This window comes from Microbispora sp. ZYX-F-249, assembly GCF_039649665.1.
Lineage (GTDB): Bacteria > Actinomycetota > Actinomycetes > Streptosporangiales > Streptosporangiaceae > Microbispora > Microbispora maris.
Map to the genome: position 1 here is coordinate 27,592 of NZ_JBDJAW010000050.1, position 24,351 is coordinate 51,942.

A 24,351-nucleotide genomic window follows, 5' to 3' on the forward strand; every position below is an offset into this window, starting at 1 on the left:
GCTGGACCTCGGGTGCGGCGACGCGCGTTCGCCGGCCAGGGGCGGCGCGTCACCGCCGCTCCCGGTCTCGCCTCAGGCGTCGGCGGGTTCGACGTCGGCGACCACGCACGAGATGTTGTCGGGCCCGCCGCCCTCGTTGGCCAGCTCGATGAGCCGGACGACCGCCTCCTGCGGATCGGCCACGGTGGTGAGCACGTGGTGCAGCGCCTCGGGTTCGAGCACCGAGGTCAGCCCGTCGGAGCACAGCAGATAACGGTCGCCCGGGTACGCCTCGCGCAGCGACAGGTCGGGCTCGGCCAGGCCGCTCGTCTCCAGCGCCCGCAGCAGCAGCGAGCGGCGGGGATGGCGGGCGGCCTGGTCGGGGCTCATCCGCCCGTCGTCCACCAGCGACTGCACCAGCGTGTGGTCACGCGTGATCTGGTACAGCGCGCCGTCCCGCAGCATGTACGCCCGCGAGTCGCCCACGTGGGCCAGGGCGAACTTCCCCCGGCCGTCCCACAGCATCGCGGTGACCGTGGTGCCCATGCGTTCGAGCGCCGGATCCTGTGCGGCGAGGTCGCCCAGGCGCTGCCCCGCCTCCCGTACGGCGTCCGCGAGGGTGGCCACGGGGTCGGCGGGAGCCGGGCCGTCCTCCAGTTTGGCCAGGGTGGAGATGACGGCCGCGCTGGCGACCTCACCGTGTCCGTGCCCGCCCATCCCGTCGGCGATGGCGAGCAGGCGCTCGCCGGCGTGCACCGAATCCTCGTTGTTGGCACGCGAACGCCCGACGTCCGACCCAGCGGCGTACCGAATACGGTTGTGCGTCATGGTTTTGAGTAAACCATTGGTTGAGTCACTTCACAAGCATAGTCTAGGCTCGTGTTCATGAGCCACGACGCCCAGGCCGACGCCACGGCGGACACGCCGGTGCGCCCGCCCGCCGCGAGTCCGCTCGAGGCCGCCGTCGAAGCGGCGGTCGAAGCGACCGTGAACGCGGGCGACATCGCCCGGCTCGCCGACGTCGGCAGGGCGGCGGTCAGCAACTGGCGCCGCCGCTACGAGGACTTCCCCCAACCGGTCGGAGGTACCGCGTCCAGCCCCCTTTTCTCGCTTCCCGAGGTGGAGGCGTGGCTGCGCAGGAACGGCAAGTCGTTCGAGGTGTCCCAGGGCGACCGCGTCTGGCAGCGGCTGCGCGCGTCGGCCGACGACCTGCGTCTGGGCGAGGTGCTGGGGGAGGTCGGGGCGTTCCTGCTCTACACGCTGCGCGATCCCGACGGCTGGAAGCGGCTGTCCGCCGCCTCCGACCTCGCCGTACGGCTCCCGCGCGCGGTGGCCCGGGCGACCGCCGACCTGCCCCGGCGCGGCGGGGACGCCACGCCGGTGGAGCCCGGCGTGCTCCGGCTGGTCGCCGGGATGTCGGAGCGGCACGGCGCGGCCGGCGCCTTCGAGTTCCTCTGCGAGCGGTACGCCGAGGCGCACAGCCGCAGGCTGGCGCTGACCCGGCCCGACGTGGCCGCCCTGATGACCCGGCTGGCGTGCGCGGGAGCGGGTACGGTGCTCGATCCCGCGTGCGGCATGGGCACGCTCCTGCTGGACGCCGCCGCGGGGGCCGGCGGGGCGGCGGACGAGGTGCGGCTGCTCGGCCAGGACGCCAACGAGACCGTCGCGCTGCTGGCGGCGCTGCGGCTGCTGCTGCGCGGCCGGGACGCCCGGGTCGTCCCCGGGGACGCGCTGCGGCACGACGCATTCCCGCCGGACCGGCCGGCGGACACGCCCGGCGACGCGCTCGTGGACGCCGTCGTGTGCGACCCGCCGTTCAACGAGCGGGCCTGGGGCCATGAGGACCTGGTCGGCGATCCGCGCTGGCAGTACGGCATGCCCCCGCGGGGCGAGCCGGAGCTGGCCTGGGTGCAGCACTGCCTCGCCCACGTGCGGCCCGGCGGGCTGGTGGCCATCCTGATGCCGGCCGCCGCCGCGAGCCGCCGGCCGGGCCGTCGCGTCCGGGCGAACCTGCTGCGGGCGGGCGCGTTGCGCGCGGTCCTCACGCTGGCGCCCGGGGGTCCCGACCTCTGGCTGCTGCGCCGCCCCGAGCCCGGGGAGCGGCGGCCCGGCGCGATCCTCGTGGCGGACGCGGGCGACGACCCGGCCTCCGTCGAGCCGGCCTGGCGGGCCCACCTCGCGGGGACCGAACCGCCGTCCGGCGGCCGCGCGGTCCGGATCATCGACATCCTCGACGACGAGGTCGACGTGAGCCCGGCGCGGCACCTGTCGCCGCGGGCCGACACCCAGGGCTTCCCGGCCGCCAGGGAGCGCTTCAGGGAGGCGGCCGCGGCGCTGGCCGGCGGCGTGCCCGAGCTGGAGGTGCTCACCGGCGCCGCGGCCGGCTGGGACGCGTCGTGGGCGACCGTGGCCGAGATGGCCCGATCCGGACTTGTCACCATCCGGCACTCGACGCTGCGGGCGCTGCCCGCCGACGCCCCCGACGGCGAGGCGCCCCAGGGCAGGATGTCCGAACGCGAGGTGCCCGAGGGCGGGGTGCCCGAGGACGGGGTGCCCGAGGGTGGCGTGCCCGTGCTGACGGCCGACGACGTCGCGGCCGGGACGGCGCCGTCGCGACGGATGCCGCCCGCCCCCGGCCTGGTCGCCGTACGCCGGGGAGACGTCGTGGCGTCGGCCGTCACCGCCCGGGTCGTCACGGTGGAGGGGGCGGTCCTCGGCCCGCATCTCAGCCTGTTCCGCGTCGATCCGGACAAGGTGGATCCCGAGTTCCTGGCGGGGTTCCTGCGCTACGCGGCGGGCGGCGGGCGGCCGCACCTGACCAGCAGCCGGGTGGAGGCCCGCCGGGCGCGCGTCCCCCAGCTGCCCCTGGAGGTCCAGCGGACGTACGGCGCGGCCTTCCTGCGGCTGCTCGCGCTCGAGGACGGCCTGCGCGAGGCGGCCGCCGCGGGGGAGGCGCTCGCCCGGCTCGGGGCCGAGGGACTCGTCGACGGACGTCTGCGACCCCGCGGGTGACGCGCCGGAGGCTCCCCGTGGTCGAGACCCGGTTGCCGAGCCCGAACATCGCGGACGAATCCGGTAGCTTTTTCCCCGATAGGCCGACGGGAGGGGCGCATGGTCATCGGCGACCGGTATGAGCTGGACGACCTTCCCCTGGGCCAGGGCGGCATGGGCGCGGTGTACGGCGGGCACGACCGGCGGCTCGACCGCAAGGTGGCGGTGAAGTTCCTGCGGCTGCCCGACGGCCCGGACGAGGAGCTGCAGCGCCGGTTCCTCCGCGAGGCGCGGATCCTCGCCAAGCTGGACCACCCGGGCGCGCCCGTCCTGTACGACTTCGGCACCTACGAGCAGCGGCTCTTCCAGGTCATGCAGTTCATCGAGGGGGTGACGGTCGCCGACCTGCTGAGCGAGCACGGCCCGCTGCCGGTGCCGTGGGCCGCGGCCGTCGCCGCCCAGGCGTGCGCCGTGCTGACCGCCGCGCACAAGCTGTCGATCTGCCACCGGGACCTCAAGCCCACCAACCTCATGCTCTGCCCGGACGGCAGCGTGAAGGTGCTCGACTTCGGGCTCGCCATGCTGCGTGAGACGGATGTCGCCGGGTTGACGGCGCAGTTCACCCGGATCGGGCAGATCCTCGGCACCCCGGCGTACATGTCGCCCGAGCAGATCCAGCGCGGCGTCGCCGGGCCGAAGAGCGACCTGTACTCCCTCGGCTGCGTGCTGCACGAGATGCTGACCGGCAACCAGCTGTTCACCGGGCCGACGGAGTACGCCGTGTTCGACAAGCAGGTGAAGGAACGGCCGCCCCGGGTGCCCGGGGTGCCCGCCGAGCTGGACCGCCTGATCGCCGAACTGCTGGAGAAGGAGCCGGACAACCGGCCGCCCGACGCGCACACGCTGTTCGAGCGGCTGCAGCCGTTCGCGGTCGACCTGCCCCCGCTGCCCGGCTTCCTCAACCCGTCGTCGGTGCCCAGCCCCGGGCGGATGTACGCCCAGATGGTCGGCCGCGTCCGCTGAGAAGGCTCACGCGCGCCAGGCGGTCAGGACCTCCTCGACCCGGGACCGGATCCGCTCACGGGCGGTCATCCGCGGCACCCCGGACATCAGCAGCTCGTCGTAGTCGGTGTCGAGGTGGCGCACGCTCGCGACGACGGCGAGCGTGATGGCGCTCTCGTCCAGCACTCTGGCGGCGGCGGTGCGGCCGACCCGCCCGCTGCCGCGTACGGCGGCGTGCGCGGCGACGGCCTCGGCCCGCTCGGCCGGGCAGCGGGGGAACAGGCGGCGGATCTCCGCCGCCATCCTCGCCTGGAACTCGGCGTCCTCACCGGCCCTGCGCTCGCGGTCGCGTTCCCGGCGGCGCAACCGTGCCTCCTCGTCGGCCAGGCACTGCTCCTCGGCCCGCGTCAGCGCCTCCTCCTCGACCAGCACGCCGAGCCGTTCGTATCTCTTGCGCCGCCGGTTGAAGCGGACCACCACCGCCGACAGTCCGCTCTCCTTCTTGGCGCGGCGGCTCAGCGCCGCGTTGCCCGCCGGGAGAAGGCACAAGTGGTCCATGTCGGCGCAGGTCAGGCAGTGCGGCCGGTCATCCTCCATGATCAGGTATGGCCCGGTCTCCCCGCATCCGGCGCAGGTCCACGAGTCCAGCGGGGCGACCACCACGAGGTCGGGGGCCTTGTTGTGCCGTTCGGCGATCTGCCGCCGCCGCGCCTCGCTCAGCTCCGGGGAGAGCCAGTGGACGCGGAAGGCGCGCTCCAGGTCCTCGCCGCCCGCCACCGTGAAGCGCAGCGGCCGCCGGTCGCGGGTGCCCGCCGTGTACGTCGCCTCGCTCTCCAGCAGGTCGCGGGACAGGGCCCACGCGCGCAGGTGCGACAGCGCCTCCTCCATCCGGACGGCGTCCACGGCGGCCAGCCGTTCCAGGCTGTCGGCGCGGCCCTGCCGCCAGGTCTCCACGTGGCGGTCGTGCAGCCACCGCAGGCCGGTGAGGACGTCGATCGGGGTCACGTACTTGCGGGTGGCCAGGGCGATCTCCGCCGCCTGGGCCACCCGTCCGCCGAGCTTGCTGCGCATTCCTCCAAGACTGCCCTATGCCGGCGTGCGCGTACGCCGGTTCACGGCCGCCAGCAGCCCCACGGCCGCCAGGCTGGAGATCGTGGCCGACCCGCCGTACGACACGAACGGCAGCGGCAGCCCGGCGACCGGCAGCAGGCCCATGGTCATCCCCACGTTGACGAACGTCTGGAACGCCAGCCAGCACACCACACCACCGGCCATGGCCGTGCCGAACGGCGTCGGGCTATTGGCCGCGATCCACAGGCCGCGCCACAGCAGGGCGAGCATCAGCAGGATCACGCAGGCGGCGCCGGCGAAGCCGAGCTCCTCGCCCGCGACCGTGAAGATGAAGTCGGTGTGCTGCTCGGGCACGAAATGTCCCGCCGTCTGCTCTCCGTGGAACAGCCCCTTGCCGAGCAGGCCCCCGGAGCCGATCGCGATCCTGGCCTGGGTGGCGTTGTAGCCCACGCCCATCGGGTCGGCGTCCGGGTCGGCCAGCACCATCAGGCGCTGGAGCTGGTAGGGCCGGATGAGGTCGAGCCGCCACACCAGGAGCAGCGCGGCGGCCCCGGCGGCGGCGAACGCCGCGAACCACCTCTTCGGCGCGCCGGACACCGCGATCATCCCGGTGGCCACCACCAGGAAGACGAGCGCGGTGCCGTAGTCGGGCTGCAGCGCGATCAGGCCGACCGGCAGCGCGACGAGGCCCAGGGCGAGCAGCACGGCCCCGGCGCCCGGCCTGCGCTCGCCGTCGCGCGGCTCGCCGAGCGCCGTCGCCAGCGCGAGCACCGTGGCCGCCTTGGCGAACTCCGACGGCTGGAACTGCAGCCCGTGGCCGAGCACGATCCACGCGTGCGAGCCGTTGACCGTACGGCCCAGCGGGGTCAGCACGGCGATCAGGCCGGCCAGCCCGAGCAGGTACAGCACCGGGACGTAGGCCCGCAGCACGCGCAGGTCGATCCGCGAGACGGCCCACATGAGCACGAAGCCGATGCCCACGCTGAGCGCCTGCCGCTGCGGCAGCGTCGAGCCCGGCTCGTTGCGGGTGGCCGACCACACGAGCACCAGCCCGACGGCCGACAACGCGGCCGCGGGCAGCACCAGCCCCAACGCGGGGAGCAGGCCGAGGCGCGCCTGCGACCGGCGCCTCGTCGCGCGGCCCGCCGGCAGCCGTACGGACAGGGGACCGAGCGTCGTCATCGCACGCCGTCCTTCTTGTGCTTCTTCTGGTCCTTGTGCTTCTTGCTCTCCTTGCCGTGGCCGAGTGCGGCGATGCCCTCCCAGATCTCCCGCGCGGCCGGGGCCGCCGTGGTCCCGCCGGTGCCGCCCTGGGAGACGACGACCACCACGACATACTTGGGCTTCCTCAGCGGGCCGAAGGAGGCGAACCACGAGGTGTCCCGCCTGCCGTACGCCTCGGCGGTGCCGGTCTTCCCGGCGATCGGCAGGCGCTTGAACGCGTACCCGTCGAACGCCCCGGCGGCCGTGCCCGTGCGCGGCACGCCGGCCAGCGAGTCGCGGATGAACCGCAGCGTCTTGCGCGACGCGTCGACCTTGCCCACGACGGGCGGGGTGATCGTGCGGACCACGGCGCCGTCGGGCCGCACGACCTGCTTGCCGATCCTGGGGCTGAAGACCGTGCCGCCGTTGGCGAGCGCGGCGTACCCCCGGGCGAGCTGGAGCGGCGTCACCAGCACGTCGCCCTGCCCGATCGAGAAGTTGGCCGCGTCGCCGGCCCACCAGACGCCACCGGAGCGGCAGTTGTCGGCGGCGAGCGCCTTGAGGTAGGCCGCCCGCTTGCGGTCGGACATCTCCGGATAACCGGTCTTGGCCCGGCGGCAGGAGTCGGCCCTGGTCCGCTCCCAGTTGGCCTTCTTCCAGGCACGGTCGGGCACCCTGCCCGCCGCCTCGTGCGGCAGGTCGACGCCGGTGGCGGTGCCGAACCCGAACTCCCTGGCCATCGCCTGCATCGGGTCCTTGGGCCGCTTGACCGGCTTGAGACCGCCGTCGCGCTGCCACATCTTCTCCGCGAACCGGTAGAAGATCGTGTCGCAGGACACCACCAGCGCGCGGCGCATGTCCATCCGGCCGAGTTCGGCGCTCTCGAAGTTGTGGAACACCCGGCCGCCGATCTTGTAGCCGCCCGGGCAGTCGTAGGAGGCCCGCAGCGAGTAGCCCGCCTTCGCGGCCGCGGCGGTCGAGGTCACCTTCCACGTCGAGCCCGGCGGCCACTGCCCCTGCACGGCGGCGCTGACCAGCGGCAGGTCCTCGTAGTCGCGCTGCGAGATGCCCCCGGTCCACACGCCCGGGTCGTAGGTGGGATAGTCGGCGATCGCCGTCACCCGCCCGGTCTTCGCCTCCAGCACCACCGCCGCGCCGCTGTCGGCGGGCTCGCCCCGCTTGCGCGCGGCGGTCACGGCCCGGGCCAGCGCCCGCTCGGCCACCTCCTGGACGCGCGCGTCGATGCTGGTCACCAAAGTGTCCCCGGCCACGGCGGCCTCCTCGCGGACCAGGCCGGTGACCTTGCCCGTGCTGTCCACCGCCATCTGCCTGATGCCGGTCCGCCCGGCCAGCTCGCGGTCGTACTCCGCCTCAAGACCGTCGCGGCCGATCAGCTCCGGGCCGCCCTCGGGGTCGTCGGGGGAGGGCGGCTGCAGGTAGCCGAGCACGTGCGCCGCGGCCGGGCCGAGCGGGTAGGTCCTGACCGGCCGCAACGCCGTGCTGACGCCGGGGAACTCGCTCTGCCGCTCGGCGATCCACAGCGCCGTGCGCACGCTCACGCCGTCGGCGACGACGATGGGCTGGTACGGCGAGCCGGGCCAGCACGGCCGGGGCACGCCCGCGGAGCACAGCCGCGCCCGGTCGGCGATCTCCCGGTACGGCCGGCCCAGCGCCCGGGCGAGCCGGGTCAGCACGTCCTTCCCGCCGTCGGGCTGGTGGATGAGTGCCATGTAGTCCACCGACACCTGCGGTTTGGTCTCGTTGGCCACCAGCGGCCGGCCGCGCACGTCGAGGATCTGCCCCCGCACCGGCGGCAGCACGACCGAGCGTACGCGCGCCTCCGTGGCCGCCCTGACATACGACGAGCCGGTGACGACCTGCAGGTACCACAGGCGGCCGAGCAGGGTCAGCATGAGCGCGGTCACCACGACGAACACGAGCGTGAGGCGGCCGTGCGTTCGGTTACGACCCCGGTTGAGAGGACCACGCTGCCGGACGCTCCTACGCAAGCCGCCTCCCGGGCGCGTACGGATCGCGTGATCTGTCCCGTGGCCCGCGCACCCGCCCGAACGACCGGCGGCGGGGCAGCAAGGCGAGCGCCGCGGTCACGAGCGCGGCCAGGCCGGCGGTCCAGGCGAGGGCGCCGGGCGCGAGGGCCGTTCCCCAGGGCGTCCCGTCGAGCAGGGCCGCGAGCACGCCCCCGGCGAGTGTCGCGCCCAGGGCCACGGCGGCGGCGACCGCGGCGCGCCGCCCGGTCGTGGCGTCCGCGGTGAGCCGCGTGCACACCCACCCGGCCAGGCACGCGACCAGGGCGAGCCGCCCGATGGTGTGGTCGGCGGGCGGCGCGATGTCGGCGGCCAGGCCGGCGGCGAACCCCAGGAACGCCCCGGCCCCTCCTCCCGCGGTGCCCCGCTCCGGCAAACCCCTGGCCTCCGGCCTGGGCCGCAGCAGCGGCGCGAGCGCGATCACGCCGATCAGCACGACGTCGGGCCCGCCGCCGGGCAGCGCCGGCCCGTTGACCACGGCGACCTGGAGCACGGGTGCGACGAGGACGACGAGCAGGGACAGGACGATCGCCTTCATCACGCCCCCTTCGCTTTCTCGGCGCCGCTCTTCTCCGTGCTGGTCTTCTCCGTGCCGCTCTTCTCCGGGCCGTCCTTCGCCGGGGCGGCGGCGTCCGGCAGCGGTCCGAGGACCACGGTGACGAGGTCGAGCGCGGTGAAGCGGGCGAAGGGCCGCACGAGCGCCGTCCTGGTCAGCGCGTCCGGCGCGGGCTCGACCGCGACCACGGCGCCGATCGGCACGTCCGGCACGTACGGCCGCATGTCGCGCGAGCCCAGCGTCACCACCCGGTCGCCCGGCTTCACCTCGGCGGCGGGGTTGAGCAGGCTCAGCCGCAGCAGCCCGCGCTCGGGGACTCCGGTCACCAGCCCCACCTCCCGCGAGCCCTCGAGCCGCGCGCCGATCGAGGACCCGGAGGCGGTGGCGAGCTGGACCGTCGCCGTACCGGGACCGGACCGCACGACCCGGCCGACCAGACCGTTCCCGTCGAACACGGTCATGTCGCGGGCCACGCCGCCCTCGGAGCCGGCGTCGACGGTGACCGTGCCGTCCCGGCCGAAGCCGACGACGTGGGCGGGCAGGGCACGATAGCCGTCCGCCGGGGCGGGGGAGGGGGTCACGCGGCGGGCGGCGAGCAGCTCGGCGCGCAACCGGGCGTTCTCGGCCTCGAGCTCGGCCACACGGTGCTGCCCCGGCGCCCATCGGACGCCGGCGGACGCCGCGTTCTCCAGCCCGCCGAACACGGCCGACCCGAACGCCCGCAACGGGTCGAGCGGCGTCAGGGTGTCGGCGACGATCAGGGCGACGGAGACGAGCGCCAGCAACACGGGCGTCCGGCGTCCTGCGGCCCTCATCGACGCGTTTCGGGAAGGAACACGTCCTGCATGTCGTCGAAGCGCTCGACGCACCGGCCCGCGCCCAGCACCACCGACTGGAGCGGCTGGTCGACGAGGTTGATCGGCATGCCGACGGCGTCGCCGAGCCGTTCCGCCAGCCCGTCGAGCAGCGCGCCGCCGCCGGTCAGCACGATGCCGTTGTCGATGAGGTCGCCGGCCAGCTCGGCCGGGCACTGGTCCAGCGTGGTCTGCACGGCGTCGACGATCGTCTGGACCTGGTCCTCGATCGCCTCCCTGACCTGCGCCCGGTTGATCGTGGCGGTCTTGGGCAGGCCGGTCACCAGGTCGCGGCCCCGGATCGGCAGCGAGGTCTCGTCGTCGCCGCCAGGCCGGGCGCTGCCCATCTTGATCTTGATGTGCTCGGCCGTGCGCTCGCCGAGCATCAGGGAGTGTTCCTTCTTCACGTAGTTGACGATCGCCTCGTCGAGCTCGTCGCCGCCGACCCGCACGGACTTCGACACGACCACCCCGCCGAGCGAGACGATCGCGACCTCCGTCGTGCCGCCGCCGATGTCCACGACCATGTTGCCGGTCGTGTCGCCCACGTTCAGCCCCGCGCCGATCGCCGCGGCCATCGGCTCCTCGATGATGTGGACACGGCGGGCGCCCGCCTCGTACGCCGCCTCCCTGACCGCGCGCTGCTCCACGCTCGTGGTGCCGCTCGGCACGGCGACGACGACCCGCGGCTTGGCCAGGTAGCGGTTCTTGTGCGCCACCTGGATGAAGTGCCGCAACATGCGCTCGGCCGCGTCGAGGTCGGCGATCACACCGTCCTTGAGCGGGCGCAGCGTGGCGATGTGGGGCGGGGTGCGCCCGATCATCTCCTTCGCCGCGGTCCCGACCGCCACGATCCTGTCCGTGTGCAGGTTGATCGCCACCACGGAGGGCTCGTCGAGGACGACGCCCTTCTTGCGCACGTACACGAGCGTGTTAGCTGTGCCGAGATCGACCGCCATGTCCCGGCCGAGCAATCCCCACGGGAAACCCATCGCCGACCAGCTTTCAGAGAGGAGGGAGAGCACGCGTGATCGCTGCCCGGCGGCCCCGCCTCTAAACAGAACGGTCCCTCCCGTACGAACCGGACACGCTAGGCGACGCTGAGATAGAGGTCTCTCGCCAGCTTCGTCACCCGCTCCGCCGACTTCGTGAAGGACGCCCCCGAGGGCTGCAGGGTGAGCACCACCATGATCAGCCGGTCGCCGATCACGCCAGTAGTGTGGAGCACCGGACGGCCGAAATCAACCGGGTTGCCGCCCATTGTGACCGCCCCGATACGGTGCGACGCCACCGTCGCGCGGGTGCACTTGACGGGAGGAACCGCGCCGTATCCCGACCAACCCTGCTTGACCGCCCAGGGCCGGGGGACGGCACGCGGGAGTCCGAAGTACTGGTCGAAGCCGTCGCTCGCACACTTGGACGCCCTGCGCAGGTTGCCGAGGACGAAGTCGCGGACGCGGGGCTCGGCCCGCCGCAGCAGATACCGGTAGACGAGTGCGATGTCGGCGGCGCTGATCGCCGTATAGCCCCAGAACCCGGGTTTGGCGGCGGGTGGCGGCGCGGTTTCGGTCAGGCCGATCCGGCGGGCCATGCGGCGGACGATCTCGCCCTGGCCGCCGCGCCGCCACAGGGCCGTCGCCGCGTCGTCGTCGCTGCCGCGCAGCATGGGCGTCAGGAGCGCCTTGTCCCGGGCGGGAACGGCGCCCTTGTGCCGCTCCAGGTAGTCGGTCGCGATGAGGATCTTCACCACCGACGCGGACCGGAACCGGTGGTGCGCCAGGTGCTGGGCGACCGTCTTGCCCGTGGTCACGTCGACCACGGCGTACCCCGCCGTCACCCCGGCGGGCACCCGCACGGGCCTGGCGGGTGACCGGACCGGTCGGGCGGCCTCGCCCGCCGTCTCCCCGGTCGCCGGCCCGCTCGCCCGCACCGGCCCGCTCGCCCGCACCGGTGTGCCGGCCCCGGTCCCCGCCGGCGCCGCCGGGGCGCTTGCCCGTAAACCTGCCGAGCCGCCTCCGGCGTCCGCCGCGCCGCCGGCCCTTGCGGCGCCACCCGAGGAGCAGCCGGTCAGGAGCGCCGGGAGCACGGCGGAGACGGCCAGGACGGCGGCGGTTCTCGATCGCGTCACCCGACCATGCCTAGCAGATCGTCTGTCGCCCGATGCGTGGAAATGTCAGGTTGAGCTTTCCCTCTCCCCTGCGGAGTCGATGCAGTGGACACCACCGACCCGCGGTAGGACATAAGGTGCGGGCGGCTCAGGCAGGCGTACTCCCCGGCGGCCGGTCGGCGAGCGAGCCCGGGGTGACCAACCCGGTTTCGTAGGCGAGCACGACCGCCTGAACCCGGTCCCTGAGGCCGAGCTTGGACAGAATGCGCGCGACATGAGTCTTCACCGTCGTCGGGCTGAGGCTCAGCCGGTCGGCGAGCTCGGCGTTGCTCGACCCGGTGGCGAGCAGGCGCAACACCTCCAGCTCCCGGGGTGTCAGCTCCGACAGATCCCCGTGCACGGCTGCCCCGGCCTCGTCGCGGCGGGCGAACCGCTCGACCAGACGGCGGGTGATCGTCGGTGCGAGCAGAGCGTCGCCTGCGCGCACCAGACGCACCGCGGCCACCAGGTGCTCGGGTGTGACGTCCTTGAGCAGGAAGCCACTGGCCCCTGCGGTGAGCGCGGCGTAAACGTAGTGGTCGAGGTCGTAGGTGGTCAGAATGAGAACGCGAGTCTCACCCGGGTCGGCAGCCATGATCTGCCGGGTGGCTTCGAGCCCGTCAATCCGCGGCATCCGGATGTCCATCAGCACGACGTCCGGCCGAGTACGCCGGACGGCGGCGACGGCTTCCGCTCCATCGGCCGCCTCGGCCGTCACTTCGATGCCGTCGGCGGCGAGGATCATCCCGAACCCGCTGCGAACCAGCGCTTGATCGTCGGCGATGACCACGCGCGTCGGCCCGTTCACGAAGTGGCCCACGGAAACCGCGCCTTGATCCGGTAGCCGCCGTCGCTCCGCGGTCCGGCCTCCAGGGTGCCGCCGTAGAGGGCGAGCCGCTCCCGCAGCCCGATCAGGCCCCGGCCCTGGCCGTCTCCCGCGCTGGCCGTCCGCCTGCCGCCGGTGTCGCTGATCTCGATCTCCAGCCAGCCGCCTCGGTGGCCGATGGCGACGGACGCCGCCGCGCCGGCCGCGTGCTTGATCGTGTTGGTCAGGGCCTCCTGGACGACGCGATAGACGGCCAGTTCCACCCCGGGCGGCAGTGGGCGGGGCGGCGGGGAGATCTCGACGCTGACCGGCACTCCGGCTGCGCGAACCCGTTCGATCAAGGAGTCGAGCTGGTCGAGTCCCGGTTGCGGTTCGAGCCCGTCGGCACTGTCGCCCGCCCGCTCGCTCTCCGGCCCGGCCAGCAGCCCCATGACGTTGCGTAGTTCCGCCATGGCGGCCCGGCCGCCGGCTTCGACCGCCAGCAGGGCCTGCTTCGACTGAGCCGGAGCCGTGTCCATCACCGCGCGTGCCGCGCCTGCCTGGATCACCATCACGTTCACATTGTGGGTGACGACATCGTGCAGTTCGCCGGCGATCCGGGAGCGCTCTTCCCGGACGGCCTCGCGCGTGGCCTCCTCCTGGGCGCGCAGTAGTTCCGTGACTCGACCGCGGTCGGCGTCGAGTTGCCGCCGCCAGGATCGGACGAAAGCGGCGGCGACTCCGGCGCTCATCAGCACCACGAACGGCCCCAGCCAGCTTGGCAACGCCGGGACGGAGTCCCGGAAGGCGGCTCCTGCCAGCACGGCAGCGAGGACGAGTCCCCCCATGGCCGGCGCACGGTGCGGGCTGTGGGCCACGGCCCCGTACCCGGCGATGGCGAACGTCAGCACGGTGATCCACGTCGCGTCGTCGTGGGTGGCCAACGCCGCGGCCAGCACCGCCCAGAAGGTGATCAGTGGGTACAACCGTCGCATCGCCAGCGGCAGAGCCGTCAGAACCACCAGGAGCGGAAGCGGGCCGGAATCCTCCTGGCCGTCGTCGGGGGCGATGACAGGCCGTCCCCAGCGGTCAGGCGGTACATCGCCGCCTCGCGGCGGTGGAGAGGGCCGCAGTCGCAGGGGCTCCGACAGGGAGTGCGGCTGCTCGTCGACACGATGAGCGCCGTCTGTGGCGCCCGCCGTCGCGGCCACGGCCGCAATGGTCAAGGCGATCGCGAGCAGCAGGTCGGTGAGGAGCGACCGGCGCGAAAGCCGGGTGGGTTTCCGCACGGGGCGCAGCACGTCCAGCGTGAACTGCCACCATCCACGTCGTTCGCTCACCGTCTCATTGTCCTGATCGCGCGGCACGTCCCACGTCAGCCTCAGTGACCGGATCCGACCTCCGCAAGAAGTACATCGGAAGGACGACCCCGCGGAGGGCTCCTCCCCGGGATGGGGTCGATATCGGCCGGGCAGCCGACGCGGACGGGCCTGCCCGGCCCCTAGCGTCGTTGCCGCCACCGGCCGCACGAGCTCCGTCGAGGGGCCCCCCACCCGGAAGGACAGGTCATGGATCACGCGATGGAGAGCACGCCAAGCCCCGCCTCAGTACACGGTGCAGGCGACGGTGCAGACGCCTGTGCGGGTGCGTCGCCGCCGCCCCGCCGGATCAGCCGAGGCGCCACCACCGTCGCGGCTCTGATCGCCTTCGCGGCCGCCGCATCCTGCGCCTCCGCGTCGGGTTCGGTCGTGTACGGCGCCACGCCGCCCAACGCGTCGCCCGGTTCCGCCGCATCCGTCCCCGGTCTTCCGTCCGCCGGGATCGGCAGGCCCCGGCTCCCGGAACCGACCGGATCCCGGCCGGTCGGCACCACGTCCCTCTACCTCAAGGACGGCTCCCGCACCGATCCCTGGGTCCCCGGCGTGAAGGCGAGGGAGCTCATGGTCTCCCTGTGGTACCCGGCGAAAACCCGTAGAGGGAACCGCGCCCCGTACATGACGGCCAAGGAGTCGGAGCTCATCCTGAAAGGCGGAGAGATCACCGGCGTGCCGTACGACGCGTTGAGCAGAACGCGGACCAACGCCCTCGTCGACGCCGCGCCGGCCGGTCGTGAACACAGTCTGCCCCTGGTCGTGCTCTCCCCGGGCTTCACCGAACCCCGCAGCTCGCTGACCGCGCTCGCCGAGGAACTGGCGAGCAGGGGCTATGTGGTGGCCGGCATCGACCACACCTACGAGAGCCTGGCCACGACCTTCCCCGACGGCCGGGTCACCACCTGCGTCGCATGTGAGGCGGGCAAGAACCAGGAGTTCTGGAACACGGTGGGCCGGAGCCGGGCGGCCGACGTCTCCTTCGTGCTCGACGAACTGATCGGGACGCACCCCAAATGGAAGGGCGCCTCACTGATCACCCGCTCCCGCGTCGCGATGGCCGGGCACTCGGCGGGAGGCGCGAGCACCATCGCCGCCATGCTGCAGGACACCCGCATACGTGCCGGGATCGACATGGACGGCACCACATTCGCTCCGATCCCGGACAGCGGACTGTCCCGGCCGTTCCTCTTCCTGGGCACGCGGGCCATGCACAGCCCGGGAGGCAAGGACACCACGTGGGACCGCGACTGGGCCCATCTGACGGGATGGAAGCGCTGGCTCGTGGTGACAGGGGCAGAGCATGTCTCCTTCACCGACACCGCGCTGCTGGTGGAGCAACTCGGCATCTACCGCAATCCCGGCCTGCCCGGGGCCCGCGCCGTGGAGATCACCCGCAGCCACGTCGCGGCCTTCTTCGACCTGCACCTGCGCCACAGGCCCCAGCCCCTGCTGGACAAGCCGTCGAAGCGCTACCCGGAGGTCAAGCTGTGTGACACCGCGCGGAAGACCTGCGCCTGAGGCCGGGACCTGTACGGCCGTGGTGACGGGGCTGATCGGTCGTGTCACGCCGAACGGTGCGCGATCGACCAGCACAGTGAGCCCGGCGGCTGGCGGTGTGGATCAGCGGCCGTCGAGGAGGGGCTGCTTCGGGTCCCAGCGGGTGCCTTCCGCGGCGTCCCTGCGGCGGCGGGCGATCGCCGACAGCGCCTCGAGGACGACCCGGTTGCCGAGGTACGCCGTGATGTCCGCGTGGTCGTACGGCGGGGCCACCTCGACGATCTCCAGGCCGACGACGGGCAGCTCGTAACAGGTGCGGCGTACGGCGTCGAGGAGCTGGCGGGCCGACAGGCCGCCCGGCTCGGGCGTGCCGGTGCCCGGCGCGTGCCCCGGGTCGCAGACGTCCACGTCCACCGACAGGTAGACCCCGTCGCAGTCGTCGAGCGCGATCGCGTACGCCTCGGTGAGGCACTCGTCGAGGCCCCTGGCGACGATCTCGGTCATCTCGTACGACCGCATGCGCTGGCCGGCCATCCAGTCGAGGATGTCCGGCCCCGGCCAGTAGCCGCGCAGGCCGACCTGCAGGAACCGGTCGCCCCGGATCGCGCCCGACTCGATGAGCCGCCGCATCGGCTGCCCGTGGCCGTGCAGGTGGCCGAACTCGATGTCGCCGGTGTCGGCGTGCGCGTCGAAGTGGATCATCGAGATCCGGCCGAAGCCGTGGTGACGGGCCACGCCGGTCGCGTCGGGCAGGGCGATCGTGTGGTCGCCGCCGAGGACGACGGGGATCGCCCCGGAGGCCGCGATCGCGGCGACCGCGTCCTCGATCGCGCGCAGGCTGCCCTCGATGTCCCCGGCGTAGGTCTCCACGTCCCCGGCGTCCAGCACCCGCAGGTCCTTGAGGGCGTCCACCCGCAGCGCGAGGCTCGGGCGGGAGCCGTCGTGGGGGAGATAGCAGGTCTGGCGGATGGCGTTCGGGCCGAAGCGCGCACCCGGACGGTGGGAGGTGCCGCCGTCGAACGGCGCGCCCAGGATGACGACGTCGGCGTCCGCGTAGCCGGCGGGGTCGTCGAGGTCGCACCGCTCGACGCCGAGGAACGTGATGTCGGGGCCGAACATCTGGCCGTAGCGGGACAATCCAACTCCTGACGGACAACCGGTCTTATCGGGCATCACATGCTATTAGCCGACAAGGTGGACATGGTGCGGGCCTCGACGAGGAACGGGTCGAGCAGCCCCGGGGTGCCCGCGGTGGCGAGGCGCAGCGCCTCGGCGAGGTCGACGTCGCGCACCTGGTAGCCCTGCTTGCCCGCCGCCGTGGTCGCCGTCAGCGTCGCCAGGCCGGCCCGGCGCTGGAAGAACGAGCGCTCGATGTTCCAGCCGATGACGCCGTCGCACTCCAGCACCACGCGGCGGCGCACGATCGAGCCCCAGCGGGTGATCAGGTAGCCGGACGTCAGCGCGTGGCCGAGCGAGCGGTAGCGGTCGGCGGCCAGCAGGGCCGTCAGCGGCAGCAGGGCGGCGGTGGTGAGCCACGTCCACGAGGGCAGCCCGGCCCACCAGCACAGCGCGAGCAGCGCGGCCAGCACCAGCGCGTGCACGCCGTACGCGCGGGTGAACCTGCGGCGCAGCGCGGCCGGGCCGTGCGCGGTCAGGCCCGCGGTGACCGGCGAGGCGCCGCCGGAGGCCGCGGCATCACGGGCGTCCCGGGTGCCGGCGGAGACGCGGGGGAGCACGAGCCGGGCCACCGACACGGCCCGCTCACGCGGCGCGGGCGGCAGCAGCATCGATCCGCCGCGCTGGGCGCCCTGTGCCGCGCGCAGGCCGGTGGTCACCGCCGCCAGGCGGGCCCCGCGTACGGCGCGCAGGAGCAGCGGCTCGCCGACCTCGACGCCGCGCAGCCGCCGTTCCTCGATGGTGGTGGCCCGCGTGGTCAGCAGTCCCCGGGTCACGTGCAGGGTGCCCTCGGCGTGCCGGGTCAGCCGGAAGTTGCCGAAGGCCAGCACGTAGCCGAGCGTGGAGGCGACGCTCACGAACACGACCAGCACGAGCACCACCGTCGCGATCTCCAGCGGGAGCGACAGCGCGCTGAACCACCGCCAGGTCTCCCGGACGGGCCCGACCCGGCCGAGATCGACGTTGCCCTCCGAGACCAGGCGGGACACGAAGCCGGCGACGACGCCCACGGTGACGAGCCCGGACATCGTGAACGGCCCGAACCTGACCCACTCGGGACGCATCCGCGCGAGCTCGGTCTCCGCCGCCGGTGTGCTTCCGGCGGGAGGCGTCACGACGGCCTTCTCTGCCGAAGCGGTGGAGGCGGCGGGAGAGCGGTGCAGCAGTTCCACGCGCAGGCGGGCGGCCTCGGCGGTGGTCAGCGCGTCGAGCTTGAGCCGGCCCTCGTGTCTGCGCTCCGAGGTGCCCGTCCCCACCTCGACCCGGGCCAGGCCGAGCACGCGGTGCAGCACGTGGGAGGTGACGTCCACCGTGCGGACCCGGTCGCGGGGCACGGTCAGCACCTTCCGGGTCAGCAGGCCGCGGCGGACCTGCACGTGCTCCGGGGTGATCCGGTAGGTCGTGGTGAACCAGCGCAGCATGCCGAGCACGACCATGAGGCCGACGCCGCCGACGGTCCACAAATGGCCCTTCCCGCCGCTGCTCGACCCCGCGACCAGCAGGCCGAGCAGCGCCGGGGCGGCCCGTACGACCTCCTGGAAGGGGTGGACCACCAGCATGCGCGGGCTCAGCCGGCGCCAGACCGTCTCGGCCACGGGATCGATCATGTGGCGTCACCCGCCGTGGCCTGCGCCGCGGCCGTGAGGTCGGCGACCAGGCGCTGGGCGGTGTCCCGGTCGAGGCCGCCGACCTTGATCGGGCCGGCGGCGGATGCGGTCGTGACGGTGACGTTGGCCAGGCGGAAGAGCTGCTCCAGCGGACCGCGCTCGCTGTCCACGGTCTGGATGCGGGAGACGGGGGCGATGCGCCACTCCTGCTTGAACCAGCCCGACTGCGTGAAGACGGCCGCGGAGGTGGCCTCCCAGCGGTGCACCCGGTAGCGCCACTGCGGCATGACCGTGACGTGCGCCACCGCGACGACGGCGGTGACGACGAGAACGGCCGCGTGCGTGGTGACGGGCAGGGCGTTCTCGTCGTCCACCACGAGCCAGAACACCTGGGCCGCGATGACGACGAGCCAGCCGAGGGCGGCCCGGGCGGCCCAGTACCAGACGGCGGTACGGCTCACTCGATGCTGTGGGGATCGGAGGGTCGGGGTGTCCACGTCCCAACTCTGCCCGATCGCCCGCGTCGCGGCGTAGTGGAGCCGATCCTGTCCTTCTCAGGACAAATGTCATGCCCCCGGTGGCGTACGGCGGATCAGAGGGCGGACAGGAGCTTGTGGACGTGGGAGAGCGGGTCGGCGCCCACCGGGCGGACGGCGACCGTGGAGACGCCCGCCTCCCACAGCGCCCTGACGTGTGCGGACGCCTCTTCCGGCGAGCCCGTCGCCATGGCGACCTCCTCCGGCGGCACCCGCAGGAACGCCGCCTGCTCCTCCGCCGCGGGCCGCATGGCCTCGCGTGCGCCGTCGCCGACGTAGAGGTGGACGAACGCCACCACTTCGTGGTCGCCGGTCGCGCCGATCCGCTCGATCATCGACCGCACCTCCTCCGGGCCGAGTCCCTCGGGGAGGATCGTGCCCTGGGCCACCCGTCCCGACAGGGCCAGCGAGCGCGGGCTCACCACTCCGGCGAGGACCGGTGGCGGCTCGGCCGGCGGGTGGACGAGGCGGACGCCGTCCAGGCGCACCTCGCGTCCGTGCAGGGTGACGGTCTCGCCGCGCAGCAGCGCCCGTACGGACGTGATCGTCTCCTCCAGCAGCGACAGCGGCGACGAGGCGGCGGCGCCCGCCTGGCGCATCCACGCCTGCACGCCGTGCCCGATGCCTGCGGCGAGCCGCCCGGGGTGCAGGCGGGTCAGATTGGCCAGCTCCATCGCCAGCAGCATCGGATTGCGCAGGGGCGCCGGGGTGATGCCGAGGCCCACGCGCAGGCGTGAGGTCGCGGCCAGTGCCGTGGCCGCCGAGGAGATCCCGCCCGTCCAGCCGAGGTCCTCCACCACCCACAGGTCGGAGACCGCCGTGCCGTCGAGTTCCCCGGCGAACGCCGGGAGCGACTCCGGTGGCAGGTCGCGGTCGAAGACGACTCCAAGCCTCACGGGCGGCCCTCCAGCTCAGGCGAGATCGGCTCTGCGGCCCTCCGAGTATCCAGGACCCGGGGACGCGCCGCACGCGGGGGCCGTCCGGGCGTGACGCGGCGGAGGAGCGGGGCGGTGCGGGGGGAGGGCCGGGCCCGGACAGGGCCCGGCCGGATCACGGCGTCACCGCGGACGGCGGGTCACTCGCCCTCGGCGGGGCGGTTGGCCTTCTTGGCCTGCTTCGCCGAGCGGGCTTCCTTGATGGCCGTCCTCTTCGCCTTGCCGCTGGACTTCACCGGTTTCTTCTTCTGAGCGTCGTCAGCCATGATTCCCCCGGATGTACGAGGATGCGCCTTATGTGCGCATCTGTGGTGGTTGATACCCCAGAGGACGGAGTGGCATCCGAAGCGGTACGGCCCGCACACCGTGGTGATGCGGGCCGTGCCGGAGGGTGGGTCAGACCATCTGGTGCTGCTCGGAGCTGAGCGGGGCGGCGATGTCCTCCAGCGACCGCCGGGCCGCCTCCACGCCCAGGAACCACTGCACGAGTCCTGCCCCCATCATCAGGACCGCGCCGATGACGTAGCCGACCACGACGTTGCCGACGACCCCGCTCTCCACCAGGCGGCCGAACAGCACGGGCCCGATGATGCCGCCGAGCCCGGTGCCGACCGCGTAGAACAGCGCGATCGCCAGGGCCCTGGTCTCCATCGGGAAGATCTCCGAGACCGTCAGGTAGGCGCTGCTCGCCCCCGCCGAGGCGAAGAAGAACACCACCATCCAGCAGGCCGTGAGGGTCACCGGGGTCAGCACGTGCGCGTTGAACAGCGCGGCGGTGCCCAGCAGGAGCAGGCCGGACAGCACGTAGGTGCCCGCGATCATCGTCCGGCGGCCGATCGTGTCGAAGAACCGGCCGAGCAGGACCGGGCCGAGGAAGTTCCCGATGGCGATCGGGATGAGGTACCACGGCGTGGTGCCGTCCGGCACCTTGAAGAACGTCGACAGCACCAGCGCGTACGTGAAGAAGATCGAGTTGTAGAGGAACGCCTGGCCGACGAACAGCGACAGGCCGACGGTCGTGCGCTTGGGGTAGCGGCGCAGCAGCGTCGCCGCCACCTCCGTGAGCGGGGTGCGCTCCCGCTGGGTGATCCTGATCTCCCCGTGAGCCGGTTCGAGCGTCTTGCCGCTCTCCTCGCGGACATGCCTCTCGATCTGCGTGACGATCTCCTCGGCCTCGCGTTCGCGGCCGTGGATGAACAGCCAGCGTGGGCTCTCCGGCACCGTACGGCGGACCAGCAGGATCCCCACGCCGAGGACGGCGCCCAGGCCGAACAGCAGGCGCCAGCCGAGATCGGCCGGCAGCAGGCCGGTGTCGAGGGCGGGGATCGCGATGAGCGCGCCGAGCGCGGTGCCCAGCCAGAAGGAGCCGTTCACCACCAGGTCGACCGTGCCGCGTACGCGGGCCGGGATGAGCTCGTCGATCGCCGAGTTGATCGCGGCGTACTCGCCCCCGATGCCGGCGCCGGTGAAGAACCGGCACAGGTAGAAGTACCAGGCGTCGTGCGAGAAGGCCGTGGCCACGGTGGCGGCCAGGTAGAGGGCGAGGGTCAACAGGAAGAGCTTCTTGCGCCCGAACCGGTCCGTCAGGTGGCCGAAGAAGAGAGCGCCGAGGCAGGCTCCCGCGACGTACACGCCGGCGGCGATCCCGACCTCGCTGTCGGTGAGTCCCAGCCCGCTGTCCGGGTCCGTGATCCGGGGCCCGATGACCCCGACGATGGTCACCTCGAGCCCGTCGAGGATCCAGACGGTGCCAAGCCCGATGAGCACCAGCCAGTGCCAGCGGGCCCAGGGGAGCCGATCCAGCCGCGCGGGAATGTCGGTGCTTATTTGCGCCATATCGTCCCCTTCTTCGGAAGATATGGCGCCCGTCTACCCCGTATCGAGCCAGAAATTCGTTCTGCTTCTCACCGGTCCCGGCCGCGGGCGGTGCGGAGCGGAGTTCAGGCCGTCCTGGTGCCCTCGCTCTCCACGCTCCTGGGCGGCGGCACGGCGGCGTCGTGCCCGAGCTCGAACCATACGCAGACCCCGGTGCGGCTGGCCGACACGCCCCAGCGCCGGGTGAACAGGTCCACGAGATGGACGCCGCGGCCCGGCGTCAGCTCGGGGGACGTCCAGCAGCCGCAGCCCTGGGTGGACAACGTGACGCGGGCCGCGGCGGGCGCGACCAGGACCGACACGCCGTAGCCCGGCGGGCGCCCGCAGGAGACGGCGTGCCGCAGGGACTCGGCGACCAGCTCGCCGATCAGTTGCACGGCGTCGTCACGACAGGGGTGGCCGTCACCGAGGCGGCTCGCCACGAACCGCCGGGCGGCCCGCACCTGGGAGGGGGCTCCCGAGAAGGGACGTGAGATCGCGATTCTCCCCGAGAGGTTGAGAATTGTCATCCCGTGATAACTCCCTGTGCACCCGTCTGCGGATGGCGATTCGAGGTCCGTGCAAGACTTCGTTCATCCTGCACTTTGCAAAACGGCTACGCAATATGGCGAATGCACGATTGCATAGTTTCCTTTTGTGGCGAAAGGGAGAGTTCGGCCCATGAGGGGAGTAGGCGGCCCAACGGTCCGGCTCCGCCGGCTTTCCGGCGAGCTGACGCGTCTGCGGCGTGAATCCGGGTTCGTCCGCGAGGAGGTCGCCCGGCGGCTCGGCGTGGCGGTCTCCACCGTGTACCGGATCGAGTCCGGCCACACCCGCCCGCACACCCGGACCATCCGCGACCTGCTCGATCTCTACGGCGTCGAGGGCTCCGCGAGGGAGGCGCTGATCGCGCTGGCCAGGGACGCCGGCCGGCGCGGATGGTGGCGCGCCTACGACGACGTCCTGCCCGGGCCGTACGTCGGCATGGAGGCCGAGGCGTCCTCGGTGCGCAACTACGAGCCGCTGCTGGTGCCCGGGCTGCTCCAGACCGAGGACTACGCCCGTGCGGTCATCGGCGCCGCCCTGGTCAAGGACCCGGCGGAGATCGAGCGGCGCGCGGCGGCCCGGATGGAGCGCCAGCGGCGCCTGACCGGGCCCGACGCCATGGAGCTGTGGGCCGTCGTCGACGAGGCGGCGCTGCGCCGGCCGGTGGGCGGCCCGCCGGTGATGGCCGAGCAACTGCGCAGGTTGCAGGACACGGCCCTCCAGCCGAACGTCACCGTGCAGGTGCTGCCCTTCGACGCGGGCGCCTACCTCGGCATGGGCAACTCGCTGGCGATCCTGGCCTTCCCCGATCCCGGTGATGCCGACGTCGTGCTGCTGGAGAACATGAGCGGCGAACTGTACTTGGAGAACACGGCGGAGATCCGGGAGTACGTCCAGGTCTTCGATCATCTTCGTGCCGCCGCGCTCGGCCCGGAGAAGTCCATGGAAATGATCATTTCGGTCGAGAAGGAGATGGCAGGACGATGAGGGGACTCGTACCGGCGGACGACCTGGCCTGCGCGGTCTGGCGCAAGGCGGCGCGCTCGAACACCGTCGGCAACCAGTGCGTCGAGGTGGCGTGTCTGCGTGACGGCGTCGCCGTGCGCGACTCGAAGGATCCCCAGGGACCGCGGCTGATGTTCACCCCCGGCGAGTGGCAGGCGTTCATCGAGGGGGTGAAGGGCGGGGAGTTCGACCTGTCCTGAGACCTTCGTTTCCGTACGGCCCGCCCCTCGTCGCGCACCTGCCGGCGCGGGGCGGGCCGTACGGCGTTCCGCGAGTGGTCCGGAGCGTTCCGGGTGCGGTCCGGTGCGGCGGACCGGTATGGCGGGCGTTTCACCGGGCAGGAGACCTGGCATGCGACAGGAAGACGGCCGATACATCGATACCGAGGACGAGCCGGACATCGCCGGAGAGTTCGCCCCGTCCGCCACTGACCCGCCCAACGCGGAGCCCGACGACAAGAACCCGGACGAACGCTGGGACAAGCCGACAGAGGTATGAGGAGGACGTCATGACCATGGGAGTCGACCCGCGGGACCTGGGCGACGAGGACCTGCTCCGCGAGTTGCGCCACCTGCACGAGACCCGGTCGGAGACGCTCTTCCACGGGTCGGACGACGCGCTGGAGCGCCACACCTCGCGGACGCAGGAGCTGGAGGGCGAGTACCTCGCACGCTACCCGGACCGGCAGGTCGATCCGGAGCGGCTGCGTGAGGGGGCGAGACAGCGGAGTGCCTGACGAGAAGAGCCTGGAAGACGCCCAGGAGATGACGACGGCGGAGTTGGCGGTCTACGAGGCCGCCGCCGCCCTGAACGTGAAGGAACAACCGGCGACCGCCGCCGAGGTCGCGGGCATGACCGGGCTCCCCGAGGACACCGTACGGCGGTGCCTCGACAGCCTGGCCGCAGGCGGCAGGCTGCGGCCCGAAAACGGCGCCTACCTGCTCGGCGACCACGACTGGGGGCTCGAATACTGAGCGGTCGGTGCGATCCCTCGTGGGCCCAAGGAGCGGGATCGCTTCGCGCGATTCCACCGCCGTGAAAACGGGGGGTACGCGCTCAAAGCGGGCGGGTGCTTGGCTTGCGGCTGGTCGGCCGGTGTCCACGGGGGGTACGCGCTCTGAGCGGGCGGGTGCTTGGCTTGCGGCTGGTCGGCCGGTGTCCACGGGGGGT

25 protein-coding genes are annotated in these 24,351 nt (G+C 72.9%); 8 read left to right on the top strand and 17 right to left on the bottom strand.

Features of this window, described 5'->3' with window-relative positions; genetic code table 11:
- Positions 1-72: 72 nt before the first annotated feature.
- Positions 73-807: a PP2C family protein-serine/threonine phosphatase gene (locus tag AAH991_RS35440; protein ID WP_346230310.1), complete on the bottom strand. Its 735-nt coding sequence runs from the start codon at positions 805-807 to the stop codon at positions 73-75.
- A gap of 57 nt (positions 808-864) precedes the next feature.
- Here AAH991_RS35440 and AAH991_RS35445 point away from each other — a divergent pair, with 57 nt between their 5' ends.
- A complete protein-coding gene (locus AAH991_RS35445) occupies positions 865-2,991 on the top strand; it encodes an N-6 DNA methylase (protein WP_346230311.1) in 2,127 nt (708 codons plus the stop codon).
- A gap of 99 nt (positions 2,992-3,090) precedes the next feature.
- Entirely contained in the window at positions 3,091-3,993 is a 903-nt protein-coding gene (locus AAH991_RS35450) for a serine/threonine-protein kinase (protein WP_346230312.1), read from the top strand.
- A 6-nt stretch (positions 3,994-3,999) separates the two neighbouring features.
- Here the strand turns inward: AAH991_RS35450 and AAH991_RS35455 are convergent, their stop codons facing one another.
- From AAH991_RS35455 to AAH991_RS35495, 9 genes are all read right to left on the bottom strand, one after another.
- Entirely contained in the window at positions 4,000-5,043 is a 1,044-nt protein-coding gene (locus AAH991_RS35455; protein WP_346230313.1) for a DUF2293 domain-containing protein, read from the bottom strand.
- A gap of 15 nt (positions 5,044-5,058) precedes the next feature.
- Entirely contained in the window at positions 5,059-6,225 is a 1,167-nt protein-coding gene (gene rodA / locus AAH991_RS35460) for a rod shape-determining protein RodA (RefSeq protein ID WP_346230314.1), read from the bottom strand.
- Positions 6,222-8,183 (bottom strand): penicillin-binding protein 2, encoded by a 1,962-nt coding sequence (gene mrdA, locus AAH991_RS35465; protein ID WP_346230315.1) that lies wholly within the window; start codon positions 8,181-8,183, stop codon positions 6,222-6,224. Before mrdA ends, rodA begins: the two co-directional genes overlap by 4 nt.
- A gap of 64 nt (positions 8,184-8,247) precedes the next feature.
- Positions 8,248-8,829 carry a rod shape-determining protein MreD gene (locus AAH991_RS35470; protein WP_346230316.1) on the bottom strand — a complete coding sequence of 194 codons (582 nt, stop codon included), beginning with the start codon at positions 8,827-8,829 and terminating at the stop codon, positions 8,248-8,250.
- Complete coding sequence (mreC, locus tag AAH991_RS35475) at positions 8,829-9,635, bottom strand: rod shape-determining protein MreC (protein ID WP_346230317.1); 807 nt, start codon at positions 9,633-9,635, stop codon at positions 8,829-8,831. The genes AAH991_RS35470 and mreC overlap by 1 nt, the downstream gene beginning before the upstream one ends.
- 23 nt (positions 9,636-9,658) lie before the next feature.
- Positions 9,659-10,693, bottom strand: a complete 1,035-nt coding sequence (locus tag AAH991_RS35480; RefSeq protein WP_346230318.1) for a rod shape-determining protein — start codon at positions 10,691-10,693, stop codon at positions 9,659-9,661.
- A gap of 98 nt (positions 10,694-10,791) precedes the next feature.
- On the bottom strand, positions 10,792-11,829 hold the full coding sequence (locus tag AAH991_RS35485; RefSeq protein ID WP_346230319.1) for a serine hydrolase: 1,038 nt from the start codon (positions 11,827-11,829) through the stop codon (positions 10,792-10,794).
- 127 nt (positions 11,830-11,956) lie between these two features.
- Positions 11,957-12,667, bottom strand: coding sequence for a response regulator (locus AAH991_RS35490; RefSeq protein WP_346230320.1), 711 nt, complete (start codon positions 12,665-12,667; stop codon positions 11,957-11,959).
- Complete coding sequence (locus AAH991_RS35495; RefSeq protein ID WP_346230321.1) at positions 12,652-13,992, bottom strand: sensor histidine kinase; 1,341 nt, start codon at positions 13,990-13,992, stop codon at positions 12,652-12,654. Before AAH991_RS35495 ends, AAH991_RS35490 begins: the two co-directional genes overlap by 16 nt.
- A gap of 228 nt (positions 13,993-14,220) precedes the next feature.
- On the opposite strand from AAH991_RS35495, the gene AAH991_RS35500 reads away from it, so the two are divergent.
- Positions 14,221-15,543 carry an alpha/beta hydrolase family protein gene (locus AAH991_RS35500; RefSeq protein ID WP_346230322.1) on the top strand — a complete coding sequence of 441 codons (1,323 nt, stop codon included), beginning with the start codon at positions 14,221-14,223 and terminating at the stop codon, positions 15,541-15,543.
- 102 nt (positions 15,544-15,645) lie between these two features.
- On the opposite strand, the gene speB is transcribed toward AAH991_RS35500, so the two are convergent.
- From speB to AAH991_RS35535, 7 genes are all read right to left on the bottom strand, one after another.
- Entirely contained in the window at positions 15,646-16,659 is a 1,014-nt protein-coding gene (gene speB / locus AAH991_RS35505; protein ID WP_346230323.1) for an agmatinase, read from the bottom strand.
- 35 nt (positions 16,660-16,694) lie between these two features.
- A complete protein-coding gene (locus AAH991_RS35510; RefSeq protein WP_346230324.1) occupies positions 16,695-18,305 on the bottom strand; it encodes a PH domain-containing protein in 1,611 nt (536 codons plus the stop codon).
- Entirely contained in the window at positions 18,302-18,766 is a 465-nt protein-coding gene (locus AAH991_RS35515) for a PH domain-containing protein (RefSeq protein WP_346230325.1), read from the bottom strand. Before AAH991_RS35515 ends, AAH991_RS35510 begins: the two co-directional genes overlap by 4 nt.
- Positions 18,767-18,897: 131 nt before the next feature.
- Entirely contained in the window at positions 18,898-19,737 is an 840-nt protein-coding gene (locus tag AAH991_RS35520) for an LLM class flavin-dependent oxidoreductase (protein ID WP_346230326.1), read from the bottom strand.
- Positions 19,738-19,916: 179 nt separating this feature from the next.
- Entirely contained in the window at positions 19,917-20,042 is a 126-nt protein-coding gene (locus AAH991_RS35525; protein ID WP_346230327.1) for a hypothetical protein, read from the bottom strand.
- A gap of 130 nt (positions 20,043-20,172) precedes the next feature.
- The gene (locus tag AAH991_RS35530) at positions 20,173-21,612 is read right to left on the bottom strand and encodes an MFS transporter (protein ID WP_346230328.1); all 1,440 of its coding nucleotides are present in this window, start codon (positions 21,610-21,612) and stop codon (positions 20,173-20,175) included.
- 104 nt (positions 21,613-21,716) lie between these two features.
- The gene (locus AAH991_RS35535; RefSeq protein ID WP_346230329.1) at positions 21,717-22,160 is read right to left on the bottom strand and encodes an ATP-binding protein; all 444 of its coding nucleotides are present in this window, start codon (positions 22,158-22,160) and stop codon (positions 21,717-21,719) included.
- A 151-nt stretch (positions 22,161-22,311) separates the two neighbouring features.
- Between AAH991_RS35535 and AAH991_RS35540 the strand changes: the two genes are divergently transcribed.
- From AAH991_RS35540 to AAH991_RS35560, 5 genes are all read left to right on the top strand, one after another.
- On the top strand, positions 22,312-23,163 hold the full coding sequence (locus AAH991_RS35540) for a helix-turn-helix domain-containing protein (protein ID WP_346230330.1): 852 nt from the start codon (positions 22,312-22,314) through the stop codon (positions 23,161-23,163).
- Complete coding sequence (locus AAH991_RS35545) at positions 23,160-23,381, top strand: DUF397 domain-containing protein (protein ID WP_346230331.1); 222 nt, start codon at positions 23,160-23,162, stop codon at positions 23,379-23,381. The genes AAH991_RS35540 and AAH991_RS35545 overlap by 4 nt, the downstream gene beginning before the upstream one ends.
- A gap of 151 nt (positions 23,382-23,532) precedes the next feature.
- Positions 23,533-23,679 carry a hypothetical protein gene (locus AAH991_RS35550; RefSeq protein ID WP_346230332.1) on the top strand — a complete coding sequence of 49 codons (147 nt, stop codon included), beginning with the start codon at positions 23,533-23,535 and terminating at the stop codon, positions 23,677-23,679.
- 10 nt (positions 23,680-23,689) lie between these two features.
- Entirely contained in the window at positions 23,690-23,917 is a 228-nt protein-coding gene (locus AAH991_RS35555) for a DUF6158 family protein (RefSeq protein ID WP_346230333.1), read from the top strand.
- A complete protein-coding gene (locus AAH991_RS35560) occupies positions 23,910-24,155 on the top strand; it encodes a hypothetical protein (protein ID WP_346230334.1) in 246 nt (81 codons plus the stop codon). The genes AAH991_RS35555 and AAH991_RS35560 overlap by 8 nt, the downstream gene beginning before the upstream one ends.
- The last annotated feature ends 196 nt before the right edge of the window (positions 24,156-24,351 follow it).

Excerpts from the sequence above, each read along its gene's own strand:
- AAH991_RS35535 (WP_346230329.1), bottom strand. The coding sequence starts at position 22,160 with ATGACAATTCTCAACCTCTCGGGGAGAATCGCGATCTCACGTCCCTTC.
- AAH991_RS35510 (WP_346230324.1), bottom strand. The coding sequence starts at position 18,305 with ATGATCGATCCCGTGGCCGAGACGGTCTGGCGCCGGCTGAGCCCGCGC.
- AAH991_RS35480 (WP_346230318.1), bottom strand. The coding sequence starts at position 10,693 with ATGGGTTTCCCGTGGGGATTGCTCGGCCGGGACATGGCGGTCGATCTC.
- AAH991_RS35530 (WP_346230328.1), bottom strand. The coding sequence starts at position 21,612 with ATGGCGCAAATAAGCACCGACATTCCCGCGCGGCTGGATCGGCTCCCC.
- AAH991_RS35470 (WP_346230316.1), bottom strand. The coding sequence starts at position 8,829 with ATGAAGGCGATCGTCCTGTCCCTGCTCGTCGTCCTCGTCGCACCCGTG.
- AAH991_RS35525 (WP_346230327.1), bottom strand. The coding sequence starts at position 20,042 with ATGGCTGACGACGCTCAGAAGAAGAAACCGGTGAAGTCCAGCGGCAAG.
- AAH991_RS35455 (WP_346230313.1), bottom strand. The coding sequence starts at position 5,043 with ATGCGCAGCAAGCTCGGCGGACGGGTGGCCCAGGCGGCGGAGATCGCC.
- AAH991_RS35445 (WP_346230311.1), top strand. The coding sequence starts at position 865 with ATGAGCCACGACGCCCAGGCCGACGCCACGGCGGACACGCCGGTGCGC.
- AAH991_RS35555 (WP_346230333.1), top strand. The coding sequence starts at position 23,690 with ATGACCATGGGAGTCGACCCGCGGGACCTGGGCGACGAGGACCTGCTC.
- AAH991_RS35550 (WP_346230332.1), top strand. The coding sequence starts at position 23,533 with ATGCGACAGGAAGACGGCCGATACATCGATACCGAGGACGAGCCGGAC.
- AAH991_RS35450 (WP_346230312.1), top strand. The coding sequence starts at position 3,091 with ATGGTCATCGGCGACCGGTATGAGCTGGACGACCTTCCCCTGGGCCAG.
- AAH991_RS35545 (WP_346230331.1), top strand. The coding sequence starts at position 23,160 with ATGAGGGGACTCGTACCGGCGGACGACCTGGCCTGCGCGGTCTGGCGC.
- AAH991_RS35440 (WP_346230310.1), bottom strand. The coding sequence starts at position 807 with ATGACGCACAACCGTATTCGGTACGCCGCTGGGTCGGACGTCGGGCGT.
- AAH991_RS35500 (WP_346230322.1), top strand. The coding sequence starts at position 14,221 with ATGGATCACGCGATGGAGAGCACGCCAAGCCCCGCCTCAGTACACGGT.
- AAH991_RS35540 (WP_346230330.1), top strand. The coding sequence starts at position 22,312 with ATGAGGGGAGTAGGCGGCCCAACGGTCCGGCTCCGCCGGCTTTCCGGC.
- rodA (WP_346230314.1), bottom strand. The coding sequence starts at position 6,225 with ATGACGACGCTCGGTCCCCTGTCCGTACGGCTGCCGGCGGGCCGCGCG.